At 74.1% G+C, this 23,640-nt stretch carries 21 protein-coding genes and 1 tRNA gene; 11 read left to right on the top strand and 11 right to left on the bottom strand.

Annotation, left to right across the window (positions count from 1 at the left end):
• Positions 1-13: 13 nt before the first annotated feature.
• Both JK363_RS15190 and JK363_RS15185 read right to left on the bottom strand, forming a co-directional pair.
• A complete protein-coding gene (locus JK363_RS15190) occupies positions 14-904 on the bottom strand; it encodes a spermidine synthase (protein ID WP_201875425.1) in 891 nt (296 codons plus the stop codon).
• A gap of 104 nt (positions 905-1,008) precedes the next feature.
• A complete protein-coding gene (locus JK363_RS15185; RefSeq protein ID WP_201875424.1) occupies positions 1,009-1,515 on the bottom strand; it encodes a hypothetical protein in 507 nt (168 codons plus the stop codon).
• Positions 1,516-1,704: 189 nt separating this feature from the next.
• Between JK363_RS15185 and JK363_RS15180 the strand changes: the two genes are divergently transcribed.
• Positions 1,705-3,063: an NsdA family TPR-like regulatory protein gene (locus tag JK363_RS15180; protein WP_201875423.1), complete on the top strand. Its 1,359-nt coding sequence runs from the start codon at positions 1,705-1,707 to the stop codon at positions 3,061-3,063.
• A gap of 442 nt (positions 3,064-3,505) precedes the next feature.
• Here the strand turns inward: JK363_RS15180 and JK363_RS15175 are convergent, their stop codons facing one another.
• Positions 3,506-4,099 (bottom strand): histidine phosphatase family protein, encoded by a 594-nt coding sequence (locus JK363_RS15175; RefSeq protein WP_201875422.1) that lies wholly within the window; start codon positions 4,097-4,099, stop codon positions 3,506-3,508.
• 319 nt (positions 4,100-4,418) lie between these two features.
• Between JK363_RS15175 and JK363_RS15170 the strand changes: the two genes are divergently transcribed.
• From JK363_RS15170 to JK363_RS15140, 7 genes are all read left to right on the top strand, one after another.
• Complete coding sequence (locus JK363_RS15170; protein WP_201875421.1) at positions 4,419-5,453, top strand: phosphatase PAP2 family protein; 1,035 nt, start codon at positions 4,419-4,421, stop codon at positions 5,451-5,453.
• 31 nt (positions 5,454-5,484) lie between these two features.
• Complete coding sequence (locus JK363_RS15165; RefSeq protein ID WP_215910967.1) at positions 5,485-6,603, top strand: hypothetical protein; 1,119 nt, start codon at positions 5,485-5,487, stop codon at positions 6,601-6,603.
• Positions 6,594-8,174 (top strand): hypothetical protein, encoded by a 1,581-nt coding sequence (locus tag JK363_RS15160; RefSeq protein WP_201875419.1) that lies wholly within the window; start codon positions 6,594-6,596, stop codon positions 8,172-8,174. Before JK363_RS15165 ends, JK363_RS15160 begins: the two co-directional genes overlap by 10 nt.
• Positions 8,171-9,550, top strand: a complete 1,380-nt coding sequence (locus JK363_RS15155) for an AAA domain-containing protein (RefSeq protein ID WP_307821733.1) — start codon at positions 8,171-8,173, stop codon at positions 9,548-9,550. Before JK363_RS15160 ends, JK363_RS15155 begins: the two co-directional genes overlap by 4 nt.
• Positions 9,551-9,807: 257 nt before the next feature.
• The gene (locus JK363_RS15150) at positions 9,808-10,173 is read left to right on the top strand and encodes a DUF8844 domain-containing protein (RefSeq protein WP_201875418.1); all 366 of its coding nucleotides are present in this window, start codon (positions 9,808-9,810) and stop codon (positions 10,171-10,173) included.
• A gap of 196 nt (positions 10,174-10,369) precedes the next feature.
• Entirely contained in the window at positions 10,370-10,963 is a 594-nt protein-coding gene (locus tag JK363_RS15145) for a bifunctional DNA primase/polymerase (protein WP_201875417.1), read from the top strand.
• A 56-nt stretch (positions 10,964-11,019) separates the two neighbouring features.
• A tRNA-Lys gene (locus JK363_RS15140) sits at positions 11,020-11,093 on the top strand.
• 133 nt (positions 11,094-11,226) lie between these two features.
• On the opposite strand, the gene JK363_RS15135 is transcribed toward JK363_RS15140, so the two are convergent.
• The 7 genes from JK363_RS15135 to JK363_RS15105 all read right to left on the bottom strand — a co-directional run bounded on the left by JK363_RS15135 (position 11,227) and on the right by JK363_RS15105 (position 18,616).
• Positions 11,227-12,537 carry a glycosyltransferase gene (locus JK363_RS15135; protein ID WP_307821732.1) on the bottom strand — a complete coding sequence of 437 codons (1,311 nt, stop codon included), beginning with the start codon at positions 12,535-12,537 and terminating at the stop codon, positions 11,227-11,229.
• Between the two features lie 87 nt (positions 12,538-12,624).
• On the bottom strand, positions 12,625-13,329 hold the full coding sequence (locus JK363_RS15130; protein WP_201875416.1) for an SDR family NAD(P)-dependent oxidoreductase: 705 nt from the start codon (positions 13,327-13,329) through the stop codon (positions 12,625-12,627).
• Positions 13,329-14,474: an NAD-dependent epimerase/dehydratase family protein gene (locus tag JK363_RS15125; protein ID WP_201875415.1), complete on the bottom strand. Its 1,146-nt coding sequence runs from the start codon at positions 14,472-14,474 to the stop codon at positions 13,329-13,331. The genes JK363_RS15130 and JK363_RS15125 overlap by 1 nt, the downstream gene beginning before the upstream one ends.
• Positions 14,475-14,589: 115 nt before the next feature.
• The gene (locus tag JK363_RS15120; protein WP_201875414.1) at positions 14,590-15,540 is read right to left on the bottom strand and encodes a GlxA family transcriptional regulator; all 951 of its coding nucleotides are present in this window, start codon (positions 15,538-15,540) and stop codon (positions 14,590-14,592) included.
• Between the two features lie 89 nt (positions 15,541-15,629).
• On the bottom strand, positions 15,630-16,865 hold the full coding sequence (locus JK363_RS15115) for an FAD-dependent monooxygenase (protein WP_201875413.1): 1,236 nt from the start codon (positions 16,863-16,865) through the stop codon (positions 15,630-15,632).
• A 71-nt stretch (positions 16,866-16,936) separates the two neighbouring features.
• Entirely contained in the window at positions 16,937-17,497 is a 561-nt protein-coding gene (locus tag JK363_RS15110; protein WP_215910941.1) for a cyclase family protein, read from the bottom strand.
• A 294-nt stretch (positions 17,498-17,791) separates the two neighbouring features.
• Positions 17,792-18,616, bottom strand: coding sequence for an AfsR/SARP family transcriptional regulator (locus JK363_RS15105; RefSeq protein WP_201875412.1), 825 nt, complete (start codon positions 18,614-18,616; stop codon positions 17,792-17,794).
• A 246-nt stretch (positions 18,617-18,862) separates the two neighbouring features.
• Here JK363_RS15105 and JK363_RS15100 point away from each other — a divergent pair, with 246 nt between their 5' ends.
• The 3 genes from JK363_RS15100 (at position 18,863) to JK363_RS15090 (ending at position 22,793) form a co-directional block, all read left to right on the top strand.
• On the top strand, positions 18,863-19,051 hold the full coding sequence (locus JK363_RS15100) for a hypothetical protein (RefSeq protein ID WP_201875411.1): 189 nt from the start codon (positions 18,863-18,865) through the stop codon (positions 19,049-19,051).
• A 7-nt stretch (positions 19,052-19,058) separates the two neighbouring features.
• Positions 19,059-21,404, top strand: a complete 2,346-nt coding sequence (locus JK363_RS15095) for a TOMM precursor leader peptide-binding protein (RefSeq protein WP_201875410.1) — start codon at positions 19,059-19,061, stop codon at positions 21,402-21,404.
• Positions 21,405-21,527: 123 nt separating this feature from the next.
• Positions 21,528-22,793, top strand: a complete 1,266-nt coding sequence (locus JK363_RS15090) for a sensor histidine kinase (protein WP_201875409.1) — start codon at positions 21,528-21,530, stop codon at positions 22,791-22,793.
• Between the two features lie 145 nt (positions 22,794-22,938).
• On the opposite strand, the gene JK363_RS15085 is transcribed toward JK363_RS15090, so the two are convergent.
• A complete protein-coding gene (locus JK363_RS15085) occupies positions 22,939-23,544 on the bottom strand; it encodes a response regulator transcription factor (protein ID WP_201875408.1) in 606 nt (201 codons plus the stop codon).
• Positions 23,545-23,640: the final 96 nt, after the last annotated feature.

Here is a 23,640-nt window from a genome sequence, read left to right as displayed (position 1 = left end):
GGTCCCGGTGCCTTCAGTCGAAGACGTCCGGCGGCGGGGCCGGGGAGGGCGCGGCGGCTGCGTCGGTGACGGGGGCCGCGCCACCGGTGAAGTCCTTGAGGGCCCGGCCGTGTTCGACCCGGGCGGGCTGCGGGTCGCTCGCGGCGCGGCGGGTCAGCTCGGCCAACGGCAACTCCCGGTCGGCGGCCAGCAGCACCGCGTTCCCGAAGCGGCGGCCGCGCAGCACGGCGGGGTCGGCGGTCAGACACACCTCGGCGAACACCGCGCGGGCGGTGGCGATCTGGGCCCGCAGATGGGCCAGCGGCGGGCCGTCGGCGACATTGGCGGCGTAGGCCCCGCCGGGGCGCAGCGCCCGCCGCACCTCGCCGAGAAACTCCACGCTGGTCAGATGGGCGGGGGTACGGCCGCCGCCGAAGACATCCGCGATGATCAGGTCGGCCCAGCCGTCGGGGACCTTGGCGAGCCCGGCGCGGGCGTCGGTGGAGCGCACCCGTATCCGGTCGCCGGGGTCGAGCGGCAGCTCACGCCGGACGAACTGGACGAGCGGGGCATCGATCTCGACGACCTGCTGGGTGGAGCGGGGGCGGGTGGCCGCGATGTAGCGAGCCAGGGTGAAGGCGCCGCCGCCGAGGTGGACGGCGTGCAGCGGACGTCCTGGCGGGGCGGCGAGATCGGCGATATGACCGAATCGGCGCTGGTACTCGAAGCCGAGGCGGGCCGGGTCGTCCAGGTCCACATGGGACTGCGGCTTGCCGTCCAGCAGCAGGGTGAAGGCGCGCGGATGGTCGCGGTCCGGCACCAGCTCGGCGAGCCCCCCGTCCACGGGTGCCACGGCCGGCTCGGGGGTGCGCCCCCGGCCCTTTCCGCGCCCGTGGGCCGCTCGCTTGTGTGTGCCTTTCGCCATGGGCCCCAGTATGCGTCCGGCCACCGACAACGGCCGTCACGGCGATCACCGGGGGCCAACGGAGATCACCGGGGCCGGGGGATCACCAGCGGATCACCGGGGGATCACTGGCAGCGGTCGACGGCCTCGATGGTGCGGGCCGCCTCGCCGAGCGCCGCCCGCAGTTCCGCGGGGTCGGTGGCCACGCTGTACGCATCGCCCGGCGGCACCAGCCAGCCGGTGCCGAACCCCGGGGGCTCGCCCGGGGCCCGGGGCGCGGCGCCGGGCACGGGGTCGGTGCCGGGCATGGGGTCGGTGCCGGGCATGGGGTCGGTGCCGGGGCTTATCCGCATACCGCGCCCGGAGGTCCGGGTGCAGTCACTGCCCGGCAGATCCCAGCCGTCCGCGGTGCCGGGCGGCACCAGGAAGCCGAGGGTGTCGCAGGCGGTGTCGTGCACTACGGGCCCGAGGCCGTCGCACGCACGGCGCAGGATGTCCACCGCCTCCAGCCCCTGACGGGCGGGCACGGTGACCAGATCGCAGTCCTGGCGCGGGGGATGGTGAGCCGTGCGCGGGGGATGCTGGGCAGTCGTCCGTGAGCGGCTGATATCCACTCCGGCCTCCCTCTTCATCGGGTTGCGAGGGGTTCAACGCCCGGACGGCGTCAACGGCTACGGCCGAATGCCGCCGTAAAGGATGGCAGTTCATGGCAGATCGTGGGCGACATGTCCCAATTGCTGGAATTCTCCGAGTGTCGTGTATCTCACAGCCGGTACGGTTCTCCCCCGCCCACCTGGCAGTACCCAAGGGAGAGGCTGCATATGACGCCGCTTCCAGATCCTCCGGCCCCCCGGCCGAACACCGCGTTCCGGCGGCTGCGAGGACCGCTCTCCCCCGCCGAGTTCGCGGCCTCCGTACGCCGCGCCGCCCGTGAGATCGGCGAACAGGTCTCCTGTGACGCCCGCTACATCGGCCGTGTCGAGTCCGGGGCGATCCGCTGCCCCAACTACGCGTACGAACGCGTCTTCCGCCATATGTTCCCCGGCCGCTCCCTGACCGATCTGGGCTTCGCCTCCCGGGAGTCGGTCCGCGGCCACCGCGCCCGCCACGGCGCGGGCACCGTCCCCGCGCCCGGGGCGGGGGCGGGGGCGTCCGTCGATGTCTTCGAGGAGAGCGAACTGCTACGCCGTGCCTTCATGACCAGTGGGGCGGCGGCCGCCGCCGTGGCCGCGACCCCCCTCGTCCCCCCGCCCCGGCGGTCCGGGCGCCGGGTGGGCGAGGCGGAGGCCGCCGCCGTGGAGGAGGCCGTGCGCCGGATCCGGGTGCTGGACGACCGGCACGGCGCGGACACCCTCTACAGCCACACCGCCAAACCGCTGAGCGCCGCCTACACGCTGCTGGACGCGGGCGGCTACAGCCGCTCGGTCGCCGCCCGGCTCTACGCGGGCGCCGGTGAACTGGCCATCTCGGTGGGCTGGTTGGCCCATGACTCCGGCCGGCTCTCCGACGCCCGTTCGCACTACGCCGAGGCGCTGGCCACCGCGCGGGTCAGCGGTGACCCCGCCCTGGAGGCCCACGCCTTCTGCAACACCGCTTTCCTGGCACGCGACGCGGGCCGCCCCCGCGAGGCGGTCCGGGCTGCCCAGGCGGCCCAACGGGTCGCCGAACGGCTCTCCTCCCCACGGCTGTTGTCCCTGCTGGCGCTGCGCGAGGCGGGCGGCTGGGCCTGGCTCGGCGACCGCGGCGGCTGCGAGGCCGCCCTGCTGCGCGCCCAGACCCTGTTCGGCCGCGGCCCCTCGGACGCCGATCCCGAGTGGATGAGCTTCTACGGCGAAGCGGAGCTGCAGGGTCTGGAGGCCCAGTGCTGGTCGGCCCTGGGCGACTGGGCGCGCGCCGTCGACCACGCGCGCCGCGCGGTCGCCCTCCAGGACCCCCACTTCACCCGCAACATCGCGCTGTTCACCACCGAGTTGGCGGGCGACCTCGCACAGCACGGCGCACCGGACGAGGCCGCCGTGGCTGCGGCACGCGCCCTGCGGCTGATGGACCAGGTCACCTCGTCCCGGATCCGCCGCATGCTCGACGACACCGCCCGGCGGCTGCGTCCGCACGGCGGCGAGGCCCCGGTCGCGGACTTCCTGGACCGCTACGAGGCGGCGGCGCGCCCGCGCCGGGTCTGACCACCGGCGCCCGGCGGCCCGGCCCCGGAGCGGCGCTCACGCCGCGGTGCGGTGCGCCGCGGGCACCGTCACCACCGCCGCACGGCGGCGCGAGCCGCCTGGACGGGTGCGCAACCCCCGCGTCACGCACGGCCGGAGGGCACGCCAGGCAACGTCTCGTGCCTGGGCGGGGGCCGGACCGCCGCGCCACGCACGGCCGCACATCCTCGGCCCGCCGAAACCCTGGGGCCGTCGGCCCCGGCCTGAGCCTCCGGGGAATCCCACACCGCCGGCGGGCCGCAGGCACCGCGACCGCCATCGCCTCGGAGACCCCGGCCCTCAGAAGGGCGCCCGCGCCGCGGTGGGCCGCAGGCACGTGACCGTCGTGGCTGGAGGCAGCGCCGGGCGGGGCGTCGCGCCAGGTGGGGCCGGACCTCGGGGGCGGCTCCGCCGCCGGAGGGCGTCAGCCCAGATGGCCCGTGTCGTTCCAGCGCTCGATGGCCGGTTCGCCGTACGCCCAGCCCAGGATCGACAGCGACGTCGGGTCCAACCGGATCCGGGACGCGAAGGAGATGTCGTAGCCGAGCCAGCGCGCGCCGAGGGTCCGCAGGATGTGGCCGTGCGCGAAGACGAGCACATCGCGGTCGGCCGAGCGCGCCCACTCCACCACCACGTCCGCGCGGGCCGCGACCGCCTCCCGCGCCTCGCCCTCCGGAACGCCGTCGCGCCAGATCAGCCAGCCCGGCCGGGATGCCTTGATCTCGCCCGGGGTCAGCCCCTCGTAGGCGCCGTAGTCCCACTCCAGCAGGGCATCCCACTCCCGCGCCCGGTCTCCGAAGCCCGCCAGCTCACAGGTCTCCTTCGCGCGGGACAGCGGGCTGGTGCACACCTCGGCCTCCGGCAGCCCGGTCCACGGCGCGCGGTGCAGCCGCTCACCGAGCAGCTTGGCGCCCCGCCGTCCTTCGTCGAGCAGCGGGATGTCGGTGCGGCCGGTGTGCTTCCCGCACAGCGACCACTCCGTCTGTCCGTGCCGGGCCAGGAGGATGCGGGGTGCCATGGGTGTGCCTTTCAGCGGATGTACCACCACGGCGCGCCGCCGTGCCCCGTCGCACACCGCCGCCCGCGGCCTGATGCGAACGCGGGGTGCGGACCTCAACCGGTCCGCCGTCCCCATCATCGCTCACCCGTTCCCGAGGCAACCCGCGGGGCGATCCTGGCGTCTTTTCCTTCGCGCACCACGTCGGCCGGGGGATACAAACGGGGCACTCCTACCGCAACCGGGGCATTCCGGGGGCGGTTCATGCGTTGCCTCGCCTACACCGTACGGTTGACCGCGCGCCTTGTTGTGGTTGCCTGACATTTTGGAGAACGTCCGGATGCCCCCTACCGCTGCCGCGCCCCGAGCCGGGGCATCACAGGGTGGTCGGCCCCGTTGGTGGACCGAACTGCCCCTGATAGCCGTGGTGTACGCCGCCTACTCGGCCGGACGGCTACTGGCTCGCGGTGATGTGTCCACCGCTGTGGACCACGGGCTGGCCATCCTCCACTTCGAACAACGCCTGAACATCGACTTCGAGTCGCCGCTGAACGACATCTTCACGGCGCACGCCGCGATAGGCATACCCGCCGACTTCGCCTATGCCTCGCTGCACTATGTGGTCACTCCGGCGATCCTGGTGTGGATGTGGAAGCGCCACCGGGCGTCCGACTACCGCTTTCTGCGCACCTGGCTGCTGATCTCCACGTTCATCGGCCTGATCGGCTTCACCCTGCTGCCCACCTGCCCGCCGCGGCTGCTGGACGGGGGCCACGGTTTCGTCGACACCATGGCGCAGTACCGCTCGTACGGCTGGTGGGGCGGCGACGCGAGCGCCCCGCGCGGGCTCGGCGGACTGACCAACCAGTTCGCGGCGATGCCCAGTCTCCATGTGGGCTGGGCGCTGTGGTGCGGGGTGGCGCTGTGGCGGCACGGCCGCTCCGTGTGGGCCAAGGCAGTCGCGGTCCTCTATCCGCTGTCCATCACGATCGTGGTGATGGGCACCGCCAACCACTACTTCCTCGACGCGGCCGCCGGCGCCACCGTGATGGGGGTCGGGGCACTGCTCGCGAAGCCCGCGCTGCGGCTCGCCGACCGGCTGCGCGCCCGCTTCCGCCCGGTCGGCGAGACCGTCGGCGAGGCCGTCCCGGAGGCCGCTTCGCGGACCCCCGTGGCCACCGGAAACACCGGTGCGGCCACGGATGTCGGTGACAAGTGCGAGACTGCGGCACGTGAACGGGAACGGATCCCCCGACAGCAGAGCAGGGGCGCGGACAGGGAACGCAACCACGGCGCCGCCGGTGACAGGCCCGGCACGGCAGGAGCAGGTGCCGCGGCCGAGACCGGTGACAGCGCTGCGGCAGCGGCTCGCTGAGCTGCGCGGACCGGAGACCGTTCCGCATCCGATGGATGCCCGCGCCCTGGCGGCGCTGGCCGCCAACCCCGGCTGCCGTCGCCGTGCCCTGCTGGACGGGGCCGGGGTCGACAAGGGCGCGCTCGCACGGGCGTTGGGCGCCTCGGCCAACTTCGGGCAGTCCCAATTCGCGCATCAGCGCGGCAATTCCTTCGAGGCGCGGGTCAAGGCCGACCGCGGTGAGACGCTCACCCGGCTGCTGCACGAGCGGCTGCGGGACGGCTCGCCCGCGCCCGAGCCGGGCGGTGTCGACACCCCCGACCTGACCGCCGTGGGCCCGCAGGGCCGCACCGCCCGTACGGCGCTGGCGCTGCGCGAGGCCACCGCGGCGGGGCGGTGGGCGCTGCTGGACCATCCGATGGTGAGCCTGGACGTGGCGGGTTCCCCCGCCTTCCTCGAACCGGACGCGGTCGTGGTGCACCCCGACGGCTCCTGGTCGGTCATCGAGATCAAGTCCTTTCCGATGGTGGACGGCTCGGCGGACCCGGCCAAGGTGGGCGCGGCCGCCCGCCAGGCCGCGGTGTACGCGCTGGCGCTGGAGCGGGTGGCGGCGCGGGTCGGCGAGCTGAAGCCGGACAGCGTGGGCGAGGCGAGGGCGGTCCGGGTGCGCCATCAGGTGCTGCTGGTGTGCCCCAAGGACTTCTCCAACCTGCCGACGGCCGAACTGGTCGATGTGCGCAAGCAGTTGTCCGTCACCCGGCGGCAGCTCGCCCGGCTCACCCGGATCGAGGACATCGCCGCCGCCCTCCCCGAGGGCACCACCTTCGATCTGCGACTGGCGGACGACGGCCGCACCGTGACCCGCCCGGCCGAGGAGCTGACGGCCGCCGTGGACGCGGTGGACGCCGCCTATGCCCCGGAGTGCCTGGCCGCCTGTGAGCTGGCGGTCCACTGCCGGGCGCGGTCCCGGGCGACGGGCGCCGTGGAGTCGCTGGGCCGCGGGGTGCGGGGCGAGCTGGGCGGGCTGACCACGGTCGAGTCCGTGCTGGCCGCCGCCCTCGAGAGGACCGGCGGCGAGCCCACCGGCGATCCGGCGGTGGACGCCCTGCGCCGTGCGGCGGCGCTGCGCGCCGAAGCGCTCGCCGCGCCCGGGGCGGTGGCATGTCGCTGATCACCACCCTGGCCCGGATGGAAGCCGTCCGGGACGGGCGGGCGCGGCCGGTTGCGACCGTGCTCCACCGCCATCTGTCCGACCGTCCGCTGGCGTTCGTACCCCTGACCACCGCCGGTGAGGCGGGAGCGCCGCTGGGGGCGCTGGTGGGCACCGACCGGGATACGCCGCGGCTGCTGGTCGTCCCGCAACCGCGCAACCGCGATCTGCGGTTCGCCTTCCTCGCCGATCTGGCCGAGGAGATGCTGCCCTATCTGGACTCCTACGCGGACGACGTGGAGCTGGAGGAGCGCAAGGAGACCGATCCGGAGACCGGGAAGAAGGTGCCGGTCCAGGTCGAGCTGTGCGCGGACGCCCCGCAGCTGCTGGTGCCGAGCGCCGCGGGCGTGGCGTTCGTCCGGCTGCTGGGCCGCTCGATGCGGTTCCGGCGGACGGCCGACCAGGACCCGGACACCCCCTTCCCGGCGCCCGCGCGCGTACCGCTGCTGGGCCGCTGGCTGACGCACTACGGCGAGCGGTCCCGGGTGCCGGGGTCGAGTCTGCTGCTGTCGCTGACCGAGCTGCTGGGCCGTCACTGGGCGACCGGCCAGAGCAATCTGGAGGACCAGCACCTGGGTTCGCTGCTGGCCTGGATCGACCCGCCCGAGGGATTCCCCGGCGCCGAGGCCGCGCTGCGGGCGGAGTCCGCGCGGGACGCCGACGGCCAGTTGCTGTGCCCGCCCGCGGGCCCGGCCACCGACCCGGCCTTCGACAACAAGCTGCTGGCCCCGGCCATCGCACGCTACGACGCGGCGCGCGCCGAGGTCCTCGGCGGGGTGGCCGGGGGCGAGGCACGGCTGCGGCTCGCCGAGAACGAGCTGCGCGAGCTGATCGCGTCCCAGCTGCGGCCCACCTGGGACGCGCTGTGGCACGGCGTGGACCGCTTGCGCGGGCTGCCGCGGGGCGAGCGGGTGGCGGAGCGCTGGAAGCGGGACCGCTGGTCCTTCACCGGCCATCGGGACCGGGTCCGGGCGGGCGAGCCGCCGCAGCCCAAGCGGGACGACGCGGTGACGGCGGCGCAGAAGCTCTCCGCGCGGGAGACGGCGCAGGCGCAGCTGGAGGCCCAGGAGGCGCTGGACGACCCGCTGGTGATGGCGGGGCGGCGGCTGGCCGGGGAGGCGTTCGCGGGCGAGGTCACCGAGGTGGAGATGGCCTGGTCGGAGGCGAAGGTGCCACGGCCGCGGCCGCTGGTCACGGTGCGCACCGAAGACCGTCCGCATCTGGAGGGGGAGGTCAAGCTGTACCGGGTGATGGCCGACGGCAGGACGCAGACCGGGGAGTTCGCGGGCGCGCAGGCGCCGGGCGCCCTGGTGGTGCGGCTGACCGGCGGTATGGGACGCGGGAAGACCCCGGAGCCGGGCTCGGTGCCGGAGCCGGGCGACCGGATGTGCTGGACGCTGTTCGAGCACGCGCCGCGCGGCGGCCCGGAGCTGCCCGACGCGGAGAGCACGCCGTGGACCCACGGCGGCCCGCCCGACGCCGTGGCGCTCGGCCCCGACCCCGACCCGGTGACCGAGGAGGACTATCTGTGATCGGCACGGACTGTGTCGACGGCGGGTCCCGTGCCGGGCACGGGGCCGAGCCGTTCGACCCGTCGGCCGCGGCGGCCCGCGCGACGGAGGCGATCCTGCGCGATACCCTGCACGGCGCCCACCGCGGTGTGGTGGTCGACTCCCCGCCCGGCGCGGGCAAGTCGACGCTGGTGGTGCGGGCGGCGCGGGAGCTGGCCGCCGCCGGGCGGCCGTTGATGGTGGTCGCGCAGACCAACGCCCAGGTGGACGATCTGGTGGACCGGCTGGCCACCGCGGATCCGGACCTTCCGGTGGGGCGGCTGCACAGCAGTGATCCGCATCCCTACGACCCGGTGCTCGACGAGCATCCGTCGGTGCGCACCTCGGCGAAGGTCGCGGATCTCGCCGGTCTTGGCATCGTGGTGTCCACCGCGGCGAAGTGGGCGCACATCAAGAACGTGGAGCCGTGGCGGCACGCGATCGTCGACGAGGCGTACCAGATGCGCTCGGACGCGCTGCTGGCCGTCGCCGGGCTGTTCGAGCGGGCGCTGTTCGTCGGCGACCCGGGGCAGCTGGACCCGTTCAGCGTGGTCGGCGCGGACCAGTGGGCGGGGCTGTCGTACGACCCGTCGGCGAGCGCGGTGACCACGCTGCTCGCGCACAATCCGCAGCTTCCGCAGCACCGGCTGCCGGTGTCCTGGCGGCTGCCCGCCTCGGCCGCGCCGCTGGTCTCGGACGCCTTCTATCCGTACACCCCGTTCCGCAGCGGCACCGGCCACGGTGAGCGGCGGCTGAGCTTCGGGGTGGCCTCCGACGGCTCGGGGCCGGACCGGGTGCTGGACGAGGCGGCCGTCTCCGGCTGGGGGCTGCTGGAGCTGCCCGCCCGCCGCACCCCGCGCACCGACCCGGAGGCGGTGACGGCCGTCGCCCAGGTGGTGCGGCGGCTGCTGGACCGGGGCGGGGCCGCGGTCAGCGAGCGCTCCGAGGAGCCGGTGCCGCTCACGGCGGACCGGATCGCGGTGGGCACCGCACACCGGGACCAGGCGGCGGCGGTGCGGGCGGCGCTCACCGGGCTCGGGGTGTCCGGCGTCACCGTGGACACCGCCAACCGCCTCCAAGGGCGTGAGTTCGATGTGACGGTGGTGCTGCACCCGCTGTCGGGGCGTCCGGACGCCACGGCCTTCCACCTGGAGACCGGGCGGCTGTGTGTGCTCGCCTCCCGGCACCGGCACGCCTGCGTGGTGGTCTGCCGCGCGGGAGTGGCCGAGCTGCTGGACGAGCATCCGTCCACCGAGCCGGTCCAGCTGGGCGTCACGGTGAAGTTCCCGGACGGCTGGGAGGCCAACCACGCGGTGCTGGCCCATCTGTCCGAGCACCGGGTGGCCTGGCGGCCGTAAGGTGCTGTCCGGATCCTGACCCCGGGCCGCCCGGCCCCTTGACCCGCCTCGTGCGGGCGGGCGGTGCCCGCCGGATCGCGGCCCGGGGCGTGCCGATCCACGGGTTCTGCCCGCCGCAGGGTTCGCGGGGCGGCGGGGTGGGGAGAGAAACCCTGGTCGGCGCCGTGCGGCAGGGGCGCTCTTGCCCCGCGCGCGACAATGGAGGGCAGGAAGCACCGCGAACCGGCCCTGTTTCACAACCCAGGAGGAGCGATCACATGCCCGAGCCGGATCCGGCTCAAGGCCCGCACCACGCGGCGACCCGGCGGCTGAAACCCGCACCGCTGCTCTTCGAGCCGGTGGCGGCCGTCAAGGACGAGGCGCACTTCTTCGACCTGGAGTCGATCGAGGACCCGCGGGAGCTGCTCGCCCGCTCCACAGAGCTGGTGCTGGCGTTCCGCGCGGCGACCGACCGCGCCATGGAGTTCCAGGCGATGGCCGCCGCCCAGCTCGCAGATCCGCGGCGGTTCGACCGGCTGACCCCGGCCGTGATCGCCGAGCGTGCCGAGTGGACAGCGGACTACGCCAAGAAGATGGTCGAGTTCGGCAGGGAGCTGATGCGGGGCGGCGACCCGTCGGACTGACGGTCGCGGCGTCCGCGGTGAAGGAGGGGTGGCTGATGTACGGGTTGTGCCCCGCGGTGCGGGTGGGAGATCGCTCCCGGTGCCGCGATCATGAGCCGGGGGCATATGCAGGCGGAAGGTACCCCATCCGGCGCCGCCGTGTCCCGGTTTTACCTCATCCCCCTACGCCGTCCGTACCGACGGTAAAGGTAGACACATGAGCAGATGGCCTCGGGAAATCCAGCACACCGCCGCGTTCGTCACCCCGGCGGGCGCGGACTGGCTCGCTTCGGCCAGCCACTCCCCCCGCGATGTGCACGCGCTGTGGGCCCAGCATCCGTCCGCGTCCGTGGCCCTGCCCTGCGGTACGGCGTTCGACGTGGTCAGCATGGACGCGCTCTTCGGCCGCCGGGTGGTGAGCCGGTTATGGACGGACGGCCCGGGCACCGGGCCGGTGGCCGCCCAGGGCGGCCGGGTCATGCTCTTCACCACCCCGGGCGCGGCCCAGCGGCTGCCCGCCCTGCTCGGCTGGGAGGAGTGGGGCGCCACCGCTCCCCCGCTGCTCTGCTACGGCTGGGGCGACGCGGTGACCGTGCCGCCGCTGTTCCCCCCGGATCCGCCCACTGGGGAGTCCTCCGCGGACACCGCCGCGGCACCGGCCCCGCGCTGGCTGGTGGCCCCCGATGTGCGCAACCCCTGGCTGCCCGGTCCCGAGGTGCTGCTGTGGGCGTGTGTCCGAGCCGCCCGCGCGGTCGGTACCGATCTCGGCACCACCCCTGTGACCAGCGCTCCCGCCGTTTTTCCGGGCTGAGGGATATCGATTTTCACGCAGCCCGATCCGGGTGCTAAGGTCTTCTACGTCAGCAGGCGCCGCTAGCTCAGTTGGTTAGAGCAGCTGACTCTTAATCAGCGGGTCCGGGGTTCGAGTCCCTGGCGGCGCACAGACATGTGTGAGGCCCCTCACTTCGGTGGGGGGCCTTTCGCATGCCCATGCCCATGCCGGGGGCGGGCGCGGCCGGCCACGACGCAGCCGCAGACGCATGACGGCACCTCGCGGCACTTCCCGCGGAGCGCTCAGTCGGTACGGCGGCGGCCGTCCCGTCCCCTCTCGGAACGGTCCGCGGAGGGACGCGGGGGCGCCGGGGCCGTCAGCCGGGTCACCACCCCGACCGCGTCGTCCGGGCCGGGCATCGCCAGCGCCTCCCGCCGCAGGGTGCGCGCCGCGGCGGTGTACGAGGGCTGCTCCAGCAGCCCGAACAGATTCCGGGCCAGCCGGGCGCCCGCCGCCATCGCCGTACGCGGCGCGTCGTCCAGGGCGTCGGCAGGCACCAGCACCCCGGCGCCCACCCGGGCCAACCGCGCCCCGTTGAGCTGCTGTTCGAGCCGGGGCGCGATCACCAGCTGCGGCACCCCGGCGAGCGCCGCGGCCAGCAGCGTCGTACCGCCCCCGGGGTGGAGCACCGCACCGCAACCGGGCAGCACCCGGTGCAGCGGCCCCGCGGGCGGCCGCCCCTCGGCGGCGCTGCCCACCCGCACCACCTCCACACCCCGTGACTCGGCCACCCGCAGCGCGGCCCGCACCGCCTCGGGCGGGCCCGCCGCATCGTCCCAGGCGGCGCAGACCCGCACCGGCCCGGACCGGACCGGGCGATACGGACGGCGACCGTACGGCGCGGGGGCCGCCGCCCGGTGCGACGGCTGCGCGGGCGACGGCGAGGGCGGTGCGCCATACGGCGGCTCGGCCGGGATGTCGAGGGGGACGAAGCGCACCGGCAGCCGCCGGGACCGCGAGGGCAGCGCCAGGCTCGGCGGGCAGGGGTCCAGCCACAGATCGGGTTCCCGCTCCGGATCCGCCCCGTAACGGCGCATCAGACGGGCGTAGCCGGGCAGCGGCGGGCCCTCCAGCCGGTGCCGCTCCAGCCGCACCACGGCGGCGCTGCCCCAGAGTTGGCCGACCGCAGGCACCCCCAGCGCCGCCGCGGCCACCGTGCCCGCGTACGCGCTCGCGTCATGCACCACCAGATCGGGCTGCCAGCAGCGGGCGAAGGCCACCAGACCCTGGGCCATCCCCTCGGCGATCCGCACCTGCCGGTCGCCGAACGCCCGCAGCACACCGTGCTGTTCGGGGCTGAGCACGGCGGGCCGCACCGGCCAGTCCGCGGGCCAGGGGCCCGCCGGGCGGCGGGCGGCGGGCGGCACCCTGGTCGCGGCCGGAGGCAGCGAGCCGACCGGGACCGGGACAAGACCGGTCCGGGCGACGGCCGCCGCACAGCCGGACGGCACCGCGAACCGCACCTGGTGGCCGACCGCCAGCAGCGAGCGGGCGAGCGGCACCAGGGGGACGAGATGGGCGCCGGAGGCCCATGTCGTGAAGAGGACGCGCACAGTCTCCTCCGGAATGTCGAGCGAGGCCGGACCGGTCGGTCCGGCCGCCGGGCAGCCGCCCGCAGGGTGGGTCCCCGGCCGGATCCGTCAGCGGGCGCCCGCGACCGTGAGCGTTTCGCCGGTGACGGCGGCATTGGCCGCCGAGCAGAGGAACAGCAGCACCCGGGCGATGTCCTCCGGGGTGCTCGCCTCCCCGGCCGGCGCCGAGGGGGCCGCGCAGACGGCGTTGACCAACACCCCGTCGGCAGCCGCGCCCTCCGTCAGACCGCGCGCCAGACCGTGCAACCCGGCCTTCGCCACCGCGTGGAACTCCCGGCCGTGCGCGGCGACGAGCGCGGGGTGCGGGGACACCAGCGCGATCCGGCCCCAGCCCCGCTTGCGCATCCCCGCGACCGCGCACTGCACGGTACGGATCGCGGGGGTCAGGTTGTCCGCGACGACCGGCAGCCAGTCCTGCTCGCTCACCTCCTCGAAGCGGGCGCCCGTGCCCTGCCGCTCCCCCCACCGCCAGGCGTTCGCCACCAGCACGTCCAGCCCGCCCCAGCGCTCCTCGACGGCGGCCACCACCCAGCGGGGCGAGGCGGAGTCCTCCAGCGCGTAGGGCACGGCGAAGGCACGGCCGCCGCCCGGTCCGGCCAGTTCGGCGGCCAGCTCCTCGGCGGCCTCGCGCCGGTGGCGGTAGGCCAGCGCCACCCGGGACCCCTGCTCCGCGAAGCCACGGGCGGCGGCGCGGCCGACGGCACCCGTGGCCCCGGTGACCAGGACGGTGCGCCCCTCCAGGCCGAGGTCCATCACGGGCCCTCCACCGCCACCCGCCCCGGGCCCCCGGCCCGCCCGGCGGGATCGGCCCACCCCGGGGCACCTCGCCGGTCGGTGGTATCCCGTCGTTCGCGAGCGCCCTTGCGTTCACGGGCGCCCCGGCGTTCGGGAGCGGCCCTGCGTTCGAGGGCGGCCGCCCACGGAGGGCTGACCGCGCGGGCGAAGGCCCCGGCCCGCTCGGGCACGCCCGCCGCGGCGAGCTGGTCGCGCAGCGAGCGGGCGGTGCGCTGCCGGGGCCGCCAGCCCAGCAGCAGCCGGGCCCGGGAGAGGTCCACCCGCTGCCAGTCGGGGCCCGGTCCGAAGCCGGTGCCCGCGCCGGGGTCCTCCACCAGCGGCACCGGATGCCCGCTGAGCACGATCATCCGCTCGACCAGCCGGCGCACGCCCAGCGCCTGTCCACCGCCGATGTTGACGACCTGTCCGACCACCCGTGGTGCCGTGGCCGCCGCCAGGGCCGCGGCGGCCACATCGCGGATGTCCACGAAGTCCCACCGCCCGTCCAGCGGGCCCAGCCGCAGCGCGGCCGGGCGGCGGACCGCCAGATGGTGGGCGACGGTGCCCAGCAGGCTGCCGCGGGGCGCGCCGGGGCCGAAGACATGGGCGATCCGCAGCACCGTGCCGTCCACCGCCCCGGCCCGGGTGGCGCGCAGCACCGACTGCGCGCCGAGCAGCTTGGTCCGGCCGTACGGGCTGATCGGTGCGGGCGGCAGATCCTCGGTGATGCCCACGCCCCGGCAGACCGGCCCGTACTCGTGGACGGTGCCCAGCTGGACCAGCCGGGGGCGGCGCTCCAGCGAGGCCACGGCCTCCACCAGGGCGTCCACCAGGCGGGAGTTGGCCGCGGCGAACTGCTCCTCGGTGCCGTCCCCGGCCAGCCCCGCGGCGTTGACCACCACATCGGCGGCGGCCCCGGTGAGCACCCCGGCCAGGGCTTCGCCCGGGGCGCGGGCCGGATCCAGCCGGATGTGGTCCGGGGACTCCGCGGGGTCGGCCGGTCCGCTGCGGGAGACCGACAGCACCCGGGCGCCCGCGTCCTGGAACGCCCGGCACACCTGGCGGCCCAGGGAGCCGGTGCCGCCGAGCACCACGACCGACAGTCCGGCTGCGTGTGACACCATCGGCGCTCCTCGCGGTTGTTCTCGCTGGGAACGTCCATGGTCGCCGCAGCGACTCGAGCCCGCCTCGACCCGTACCCGGCGGCCCCCTGCCATCGGCCGGGACGGACACGGACCGTCAGCCGGGGGCGCGCTGGAAGGCGGCCCGGTAGCTGTGCGGGCTGGTGCCGACCACCCGCTTGAAGCGGTCGCGGAACGCGGTCGGCGAACCGAAGCCGACCTGCCCGGCGATCCGCTCCACCGGGTGGCTGGTGGACTCCAGCAAATACTGCGCCTGCCGGATCCGGGCCCGGTGCAGCCACTGGAGCGGGGTGGTGCCGGTGTGCTGGCGGAAGCGGCGGTTGAGGGTGCGGGTGCTCATGCCCACGTGCGTGGCGATGTCGGCGAGGGTGAGGTCACGTCCGGCGTTCTCCTCCATCCACCGCAGCAGTGGTTCCAGTTGGGAGCCCTGCGGCACCGGTGGATGGTCATGGACGATGAACTGCGCCTGTCCGCCCTCGCGTTCCAGTGGCATCACGGCCTGCCGCGCGGCGTCGGCGGCCACCGCCGAGCCGTGGTCCCGCCGGATGATGTGCAGACACAGGTCGAGCCCGGCCGCCGCGCCCGCGGAGGTGAGGAACTGACCGTTGTCGACGTAGAGCACATCGGGGTCCACCTCCACCTCGGGATGGAGCTCGGCCAGCAGCGCCCCGCCCTGCCAGTGGGTGGTGGCGCGGTGGCCGTCCAGCAGCCCGGTGGCGGCGAAGACGAACGCCCCGGCGCAGATGGAGGCGATCCGGGTGCCGTCGGCGGCCGCGCGCCGCAGCGCGTCGATCACCTCGTCCGGGACGGGGGCGCGGGGGTCGGTCACACCGGGCAGCACGATGGTGTCCGCGTCGGCCAGGGCCTCCAGGCCGTACGGCACCTGGAGGGCGAACAGCCCGGCGTCGACCGAGGGGGTGGGGCCGCAGACCCGGACGCGGTAGGGGGCGCGGCCGTCGGGCAGCCGGGTGCGGGTGAACGCCTCGATCGGGGTGGCCAGATCGAAGGGGATCACCTGGTCCAGCGCCAGGATGACAACGGTGTGCATGCCTCAACCCTAGGCATTTCCGGCAGGCCCCTGGCCGGAATCGGATGGACAGCATGATTCCAGCCGCCAGGGTCTGTGCTCAACGAGCCCTAGGCCCAGCCGCAGGCCCGGTCGTCGGTGATCCGGATCGTTGGATTGCCGTAGGCGATGCGCTGGAGCGCCCGGCGGTAGAGCGGGGTATGGCGCAGTGCCCGCGCAAGCCGGGGACGTACGCGGGTGGCGTACGCGCCATGGGCGTGCATCACCCGGCTGTGGAGGCTCTGGCGGCGCATGACCGACGCGATATCGGGGCCCCGACGCCGCTCGAAGGCGGCGAGCCGGGCGGCGCCGGTGTCATCGTCGGCCAGCGCGCCGGTCAGCACCGGATGCAGCACCACCGCGTCCTGCACCGCCAGATTGACGCCCTGGGCACCGATGAGGCTGTGGGTGTGGGCGGCGTCGCCGATGAGCACCAGACCGTCGTCGGCCCAGCGCTCGGCGCGTGCGGAGAAGACATCCACCACGGTGAGGTCGCCCGGTGCGCGGATCCGGTCGCGGATCAGTCCGCCGTACTCGGGTACGGCCCGCACCAGACGCTCGGTGACGTGCTCCAGTCCGGACGCGGTCAGCTCATGGCCCTGGCGGTGCGGCAGCGTGCAGCCGAGCTGGATCCGGTCGGGCCGGCAGCCGTGGACGAGCACCGGGCCGTCCGGGGTGCGCACCACCCGGACCTCACGTGGCGGTGGCACCTCGGCCGCTCCCGTCCGCAGCGAGCACCACAGCACGTCCTCGCCGCAGGGCTCGGTGCGGCCCGCCCCGATGCCCGCGAGCCGCCGGATCCGCGAGAAGCGGCCGTCCGCGCCGACGACAACCCGGGCGCGCACCGCGCAGCGGCCCGAGGGGCCGTCGGCGACCACCCCGGCGATCCGCCCCTTCCGGCGCAGCAGTCCACCGGCCCGCCGTCCGGGCAGATAGCGGAAGCGCGGCGACCGCCGGCAGTGGGTGAGAAGTTCATCGAGCAGATGCGGACGGGGAATGGTCAACAGGTGGTCATACGGAGGCGGAAGCAGTCGATAGTCAGCCTCCAGCAGTACCCGTTCGCCGTCCAGGAAGCGAAAGCGGTCCAACTCACAGGCACCGCGCGCCCGAGCGCCGGTGAGCACCCCGAGCGCGTCCAGCAGCGCCAGTGCGCCGGGCTGGAGGATCTCGCCCCGGAACTCCCGCTGATGGGCACGGGCCCGCTCCAGTACGACCACACCCAGGCCCGAGCGCAGCATCAGCAGGGCCAGCACCAGGCCGGCCGGACCACCGCCGACCACACACACATCGGTGTCGATCTCGCGCACCTCAACGCCTCCTCCGCGTAGGCCAGAAGCCCCTGGACAGGGCCCCGTGGACAGGGCCCCGGGGGCAGGACCTAGTCGTCGAGCAGCGCCACCGCGCGGGTCCGCTGCGTCCCCGGCCCGGCGGTCCGCTCGGGGAGGCAGGCGACCCGGAACCCGGTGGGCGGCAGGATGTCCAGCCGGGCCAGCCGCTCGATCCGGCGGCAGGCGTGGCGGCGGCCCGCGAAGAGCGCGGGCCAGAGCACCGAGCGGTCGCCGGTGGCGTGATAGCGGCGGATCATGGCGCGGAAGGGGGCGTCCAGGCTGAACGCGTCGGTGCCGATGACCCGCACCCCGAGGCCGAGCAGATAGTCGGTGGCCGGTCCGTCCAGCCCGGTGAAGTCGGTGAAGTAGCGGGGTGTACCGGCCAGGCCGGAGGCACCGGTGCGCAGCAGGACCACGTCCCGGGGGCGGGGGCGGCAGCCGAGGCGGGCCAGCGCCCGGTCGATGTCCGTGACCCCGGCGGTGCGGGTCACCGGGGCCACGGTGCTGAGGTCCAGGACATGGGCCGGGCGGGGAGCCCACCGCGTGGCCGCCCCGGGGTCCGGCTCCGGTCTGTGGCCGTCCTCGGGTGTGGTCAGGTCGATGATGCGCAAGGCGCCCCCTCGGCTGGTGCGTTGGACGGCGGGAATGCACTACGGCTCCGCTTGCCCGCGCGGGGGGATCGGGCAGCGGAGCCGTAGCGGGCCCGGCTGAAGGGCGGCGCCGGGCGTTTCGGGGGGAGGGATCTCCGGACGGGGGACGGATGGCGCACGGGAAGACGGCTGACGGCGTACTACGCAGTGGGTGACGCGAGGTATGCGGTTGTGCGGACCACGCAGTGGGTGACGCGGGCTACGCGGTGCGGAGGGGTATGCGGGTTACGCGGTGAGGCGGGCGGGTTATGCGGGTTACGCGGCGAACAAGTCGAGCACCGGACGCCGCCACTGGGCGTCCGCGTCCAGATCGAGGGCGGGGTCGGAGGCGAGCACCGCCTGCTGGAGCTTCTGCAACCGGGGCGACGGCTCCAGGCCGAGGTCCTCCACCAGCCTGGCCCGCAGCCCCTGGTAGACCTCCAGCGCCTGCCAGGGGCGGCCGGCCCGGTAGAGGGCGGCCATGCACTGGGCGTGCAGCCCCTCGTGCAGGGGATGGCGGGCGGTCAATTCGGTGAGCTCGGTGAGCAGTTCGGCATGACGACCGAGCCGCAGATCAGCCTCGATCCGGCGCTCCAGGACGCCGAGACGGCTCTCCTCCAGCCGGGCCAGCTCGATCTCCAGGACCGGTCCGACCCGCACATCCACCAGCGCCGGACCGCGCCAGACGGCGAGGGCCTCGCGCAGCAGCAGGGACGCCTCCACATCGTCCCCCGCGTCCAGCGCGTCACGCCCCGCGGCCACCAGGCGGTCGTACTCGTGGATGTCCACCGCGCCCGGCTGGGCCTCCAGCACATAGCCGCCGTAACGGGTGGCCAGGACGCTCTTCGAGGCATCGGGGGCCTGCGGGCCGTAGGCGGCGGCCAGTCTCCGGCGGAGCTGGAGGATATAGGTCTGCAAGGTGGTCAGTGCGCTGCGCGGCATCTGAGTGCCCCAGATTTCCTCCATAAGAGTGGGCACCGGCAGCATCTGGTTGGCGTAGACGGAAAGCAGTGCGAGGATCTGCCGCGGTTTGCCCGCGCTGGGCACGATCGACTGACCGCACGCTTCGACGCTCAGCGGGCCCAACACCTTGATGTCCATGGTCCTGTACCTCCGTCAACGGTCCGTCAAGTGCCTCTTGGCCGCGCGGCCCTGCCACCGAGGCACCTAAGAGACTCGCGTGCGGAGGATGTCCCCGGCCAGTGCCGGAATACCGAACCCCATATGAGTTGCAGGGTGCAAAACCATGATAAATTCATACCTTGGCGACAAGATAGGTAGTGACCTGCATGTGGCCGCTCCGCGGCCTTCCCCAGGGAACTGCCCCTCTCATCCGAGGAGAGCGCGATGATCGACGCGCCCGCTTTCACATCCCCCTCCAGCACCGCCGAGTTGGCGCCCGTCGTGCCGGGCACCGCAGTGGCCGCATCGCTTCCGGCTCTCCAGGACGACCTGATCATCGAGGAACTCACGGACGCCGCCCGGGGAGTTGTCGCACCGCGCTCCTGCATCTGCATCTGCACCGCCGGAGACTGACGGCCGGATGTCAGGGGAATTGGGCTTCACCCCGCATCTGCGGGTCGAGCCGGTCCCGGGCGAGGCCGTCTATCTCGTCTCCGAGCACGGCGTCACGGCGCTCCACGGGCGGACCATCGCCACCCTCGCCCCGCTGCTCGACGGTTCCCGGGATCTCGCGCGCATCCTCGTCGAGGCGGCCGCCGCGGCGGACCGGGCGAGCGCCGTCCCCGCCGAACAGGCCGAGCTGGTCATAGCCCGGCTCCGGGAGGCGGGGCTGGTGTCCGAGCGCGGGCGCGCCGGTCTGCCGGGCCCGGAGGAGGCCTACTGGGAGCTGGCCGGGCTGAGCGCGGAGAGCGGCAGGGCCGCGTGCCCGGTGGCCCCCGCGACGGCCGTCGTGGCGCCGCTGAGCCTCGGCTCCACCGATCCGGAGGAGGTCCTGGGGGCACTGTGGGCGGCCGGTCTGCGGACCCCGGACGGAACGGCGGCGGACGCACCCCGGACCGGTGAGGATCCCGAACTCCCCGCTGTCAGGAGCCCGATGGGGCAGCGTCAACATCGCGATGCCGATCTCACCCTTGTGGTGTGCGACGACTATCTCGACCCCCGACTCGCCGCCGTCGACCGTGAGCACCGTGCCTCCGGCCGTCGCTGGCTGCCCGTCAAACCCGTGGGCACCCAGGCGTGGCTGGGCCCGTTCCTCGGCTCCCCCGACGACCCCTGCTGGTCGTGTCTGGCCGACCGGCTGTGGCGCGGACGCCAGGCCGAGGCGTACCTCCAGCGCAGACTGGGCCGCTCCGGGCCGGTGCCCAGGCCCCCCGCCTCGCTGCCCGCAAGCCGTGCCGCCGCCCTTCAGTTCGCCGCCCTGGAGGCGGCGAAGTGGCTGGCCGGGCACCGGCATCCGGGCCAGCGCACGCTGTCCGTGCTGGACAGCCTCACCGCCTCCGTGGACCGGCATCCGCTCGTCCGCCGTCCGCAGTGCGCCGGCTGCGGCGAACCGGGGCTGGTCGCGTCGCGAGTGCGGGCCCCGCTGGACCTGGCGGCGCGGCGCGGTCCCGCCGCCGCGGACACCTCGCCCCGGCGCGTGCTGGAGACCTACGGACATCTGATGGACCCGGTCACCGGGCTGATCACCGAGATCCGCCGCGATCCGCGCGGTCCCGAGGGGCTCAACTGCTTCCATGCGCGCCACCCTTCGTTCACCGGGGCGGACCTCCTGTCCGGTCTGGACGCGCTGCGCGCCGGTCTGGGCGCCGCGGCCCACGGCAAGGGCCGTACCGCCGAACAGGCCCGCGCGGGCGCCCTGTGCGAGGCCCTGGAGCACTACAGCGGCCATTTCCAGGGGGACGAGCCGCGGCAGCGGGCCCGTTACCGCGATCTGGACCCCGGGGACGCCGTCCACCCCGACGCCGTCCAGCTCTTCGCCGCCCGTCAGTTCCGGGACCGGACGGCTCCCGCGCGGCACCGCATCCACGATCCGTTCGACGAGACCGCGGAGCTGGACTGGACCCCGGTGTGGTCGCTGACCGCCGAGCGCCACCGGCTGCTGCCCACCGCGCTGCTGTACTACGGCGCCCCGCAGGCCCCGGGCCGCCGCTTCTGCCGGGCCGACTCCAACGGGGCGGCGGCCGGGGGCACCCTGGAGGACGCGGTGGTCCGCGGCTTCCTGGAGCTGGTGGAGCGGGACGCGGTCGCCCTGTGGTGGTACAACCGCACCCGGCAGCCCGGGATCCCCCTGGACGCCCTCGACGATCCCTGGCCGGACGAGGTGCGCCGACTCCACACCGGGCTGCAGCGGGAGGTGTGGGCCCTGGACCTCACCACGGACTTCGGCATTCCGGTGGTCGCGGCACTCTCCCGCCGGACCGACAAGCCCGCCGAGGACATCACCCTCGGCTTCGGCGCCCATCCCGACCGGCTCACCGCGCTGTGCCACGCCTTCGCCGAACTCAACCAGATGCTTCCGGCGGTGGTCGAGGCCCGTGCCGACGGCGGTGGCTACGGCGCCACCGACCCCGGGGCGCTGCGCTGGTTCCGTACCGCGACCACCGCCAACCAGCCCCATCTGATCCCGGATCCGGCCGCTCCGACCGCGGATCCGGCCGCCGTACCGCGAGAGATATCCGTGCCACCGGATCAGTTCTCTCCGGCCTCCATAGGTGAGATGGTCCGCCGCCGCGGGATGGAACTGCTGGTCCTGGACCAGACCCGGCCCGATGTCGGACTGCCCGTGGCCAAGGTGCTCGTCCCCGGACTGCGCCCGCACTGGCCCCGGTTCGCGCCCGGCCGCCTCTTCGACGTTCCGGTGGCCCTCGGCCGTCTCCCCGGCCCCACTTCCTACCGAAGTCTCAATCCCATTCCCCTCTTCTTGTGATCCTCGGTGCTCCCTCGTCACACTCGGCGTCATATCAACGCGCTACGCGACCTCTCCACCTGCGGCTTAGATCGGATACTCTCGGGCAAGCCGCCCAATCCGGCCCGACCATCCGGAGGACGAGTGCAGCGGAGCCTCTTTCCCGGCGATGCCGGGGACAACCGGCCGCGCCCTTACGAGAACCTGGCGCCGCGCCTGGCTGTTGTCATCACCGTGGTGGTCCTCCTGGGCTACTTCTGCGTCGCGGTGACCTATGTGGTGGACGCCCGCCCCTCGGGCCGCGCGATGGGCTCGGCGCAGCTGATGCTGGCCCTGGTGCCGATGGCGATGCTGCTGGGTCTCCAACTGACCCATTCCTTCCCGGGACTGGCACCACGGCTCGCCGAGGCCCGGCAGTGGACGCTGGTGTTGCAGGCGCTGCTGACCTTTCTGCCGTTCGCGGTCTTCAAACAGGCGTGGCTGGGCATGCCGGGATTCCTGGCGGGCTCCGCACTGCTGATGCTCTCCCCGGCGCTCGGCTGGACGGCGTTCACCACCGTGCTGCTCTGTACCGATGTGCTGCTGTTCCAGGTCGGCTTCGGATGGGGCAAGGTCGGGTACACCACGGTCTCCACGGCGCTGACCGGGCTGGTGGTCTTCGGGCTCTCCCGGCTGTCCGGTCTGGTCGCCGAGGTCTCCCGGTCGCGGGCCGAACTGGCCCGGCTGGCGGTCGCCCAGGAGCGGCTGCGGTTCTCCCGGGATGTGCACGACCTGCTCGGTTACAGCCTCTCCACCATCACCCTCAAGTGTGAGCTGGTGCACCGGCTGGTGCCGCGGCAGAACTCCCGTGCCCAGCGGGAGCTGTCGGAAATCCTCCAGACCTCCCGCCAGGCGCTGGCCGACGTCCGCGCGGTGGCCAGCGGCTATCGCACCATGTCGCTGTCGGCGGAGGCGGAGTCCGCGCGGTCGATGCTGGCCGCTGCCGGGATCAGCGCGACTTCGGACATCGGCTGCGGCAAGCTGCCCGAGCTGGTGGACACGGTGCTCGCGAGTGTGCTGCGCGAGGGGCTGACCAATGTGCTGCGCCACAGCAAGGCCGAGCACTGTGCGATCGAGGCGCGGCGCACCGGGCGCCGGGTCCGGCTGACCCTGGTCAACGACGGGGTGGGCAAGCCCTCCACCATCCTGCGCGCCGACAGTACGGACGGCGGCAGCGGGATCGGCAACCTCAAGGTGCGGCTGGAGAGCCTGGGCGGACGGCTGCGCGCGGGCGTGCGCCCGGACGGCTGGTTCGAGCTGCGGGCGGAGCTGGAGGTGTCCATGGAGCCGGAGCCGGATCCGGAGCCACAGCGGCGGGCGCGGCGCGGGGCGGAGGAGGAGTACGGCCCGGGGCCGGCCGTGACGGCGTGAACGGGGCCGTGGGAGGGGCGTGAACCAGCCTGCGAGGCCCGCCCGTTGCTGGCCGCGAGGAGTACACCCCTTCGAGCCCGCCCCGTGAAGCCAGCCCGTTGAAGAACGTCGTTTCGAGAACGCCAGGGCTCAGAAACGCCAGGGCTCAGATCCAGCCCGCCTCGCGGGCGATCCGGATGGCGTCGACCCGGTTCCGGGCGTTCAGCTTGGTCACCGCGGACGTCAGATAGTTACGGACCGTCCCGACCGACAGAAAGAGCGTGGCCGCGATCTGGGCCGACTCCTCCCCCTCGGAGGCCAGCCGGAGCACCTCCAGCTCACGCGGGGTCAGCGGCTGTGGACCGTCATCCAGGGCGGCCAGCGCCAGTTGGGGGTCGATCACCCGCTCGCCCTTGGCGACCGCGCGGATCGCGTCGGACAGCTTGTCCGGGCTGCTGTCCTTCAGCAGGAAGCCCGAGACATGGGCCGCGAGGGCCCGGCGCAGATTCCCGGGGCGGCCGAGGCTGGTGAGCATCATGGTCCGGCATTCGGGGACGGCGGTATGCAACTCCGCGGCAGCGGTCAGACCGTCCATGCCCGGCAGATCGATGTCCAGGACGGCGACGTCCGGACGGAGTTCCCGGGCGCGCGGCAGAATATCGGTGCCACTGGAGAATTCCGCCACAACTTCGATATCGGGTTCGAATTCCAGCAAGGCGACCAGGGCCTTGCGCAGCATATGCATGTCTTCGGCTATGAGCACGCGAACCATGTGGCCCCCGGTTGTGTTCCGCCCCATTATCGCCCCGTGGCAAGTATTCCCGCATCCTCGCAGCCGTTTCACCGAATCCGGCCGAATCCGCCCGTC

This window comes from Streptomyces coffeae (assembly GCF_016741875.1).
In the GTDB taxonomy this organism is placed as follows: domain Bacteria; phylum Actinomycetota; class Actinomycetes; order Streptomycetales; family Streptomycetaceae; genus Streptomyces; species Streptomyces coffeae.
Note: the sequence above shows the minus strand (reverse complement) of the source record. Positions and strands in the feature narration are given on the sequence as shown.

Excerpts from the sequence above, each read along its gene's own strand:
- JK363_RS15190 (WP_201875425.1), bottom strand. The coding sequence starts at position 904 with ATGGCGAAAGGCACACACAAGCGAGCGGCCCACGGGCGCGGAAAGGGC.
- JK363_RS15185 (WP_201875424.1), bottom strand. The coding sequence starts at position 1,515 with ATGAAGAGGGAGGCCGGAGTGGATATCAGCCGCTCACGGACGACTGCC.
- JK363_RS15180 (WP_201875423.1), top strand. The coding sequence starts at position 1,705 with ATGACGCCGCTTCCAGATCCTCCGGCCCCCCGGCCGAACACCGCGTTC.
- JK363_RS15175 (WP_201875422.1), bottom strand. The coding sequence starts at position 4,099 with ATGGCACCCCGCATCCTCCTGGCCCGGCACGGACAGACGGAGTGGTCG.
- JK363_RS15170 (WP_201875421.1), top strand. The coding sequence starts at position 4,419 with ATGCCCCCTACCGCTGCCGCGCCCCGAGCCGGGGCATCACAGGGTGGT.
- JK363_RS15165 (WP_215910967.1), top strand. The coding sequence starts at position 5,485 with ATGGATGCCCGCGCCCTGGCGGCGCTGGCCGCCAACCCCGGCTGCCGT.
- JK363_RS15160 (WP_201875419.1), top strand. The coding sequence starts at position 6,594 with ATGTCGCTGATCACCACCCTGGCCCGGATGGAAGCCGTCCGGGACGGG.
- JK363_RS15150 (WP_201875418.1), top strand. The coding sequence starts at position 9,808 with ATGCCCGAGCCGGATCCGGCTCAAGGCCCGCACCACGCGGCGACCCGG.
- JK363_RS15145 (WP_201875417.1), top strand. The coding sequence starts at position 10,370 with ATGAGCAGATGGCCTCGGGAAATCCAGCACACCGCCGCGTTCGTCACC.
- JK363_RS15130 (WP_201875416.1), bottom strand. The coding sequence starts at position 13,329 with ATGGACCTCGGCCTGGAGGGGCGCACCGTCCTGGTCACCGGGGCCACG.
- JK363_RS15125 (WP_201875415.1), bottom strand. The coding sequence starts at position 14,474 with ATGGTGTCACACGCAGCCGGACTGTCGGTCGTGGTGCTCGGCGGCACC.
- JK363_RS15120 (WP_201875414.1), bottom strand. The coding sequence starts at position 15,540 with ATGCACACCGTTGTCATCCTGGCGCTGGACCAGGTGATCCCCTTCGAT.
- JK363_RS15105 (WP_201875412.1), bottom strand. The coding sequence starts at position 18,616 with ATGGACATCAAGGTGTTGGGCCCGCTGAGCGTCGAAGCGTGCGGTCAG.
- JK363_RS15100 (WP_201875411.1), top strand. The coding sequence starts at position 18,863 with ATGATCGACGCGCCCGCTTTCACATCCCCCTCCAGCACCGCCGAGTTG.
- JK363_RS15095 (WP_201875410.1), top strand. The coding sequence starts at position 19,059 with ATGTCAGGGGAATTGGGCTTCACCCCGCATCTGCGGGTCGAGCCGGTC.
- JK363_RS15085 (WP_201875408.1), bottom strand. The coding sequence starts at position 23,544 with ATGGTTCGCGTGCTCATAGCCGAAGACATGCATATGCTGCGCAAGGCC.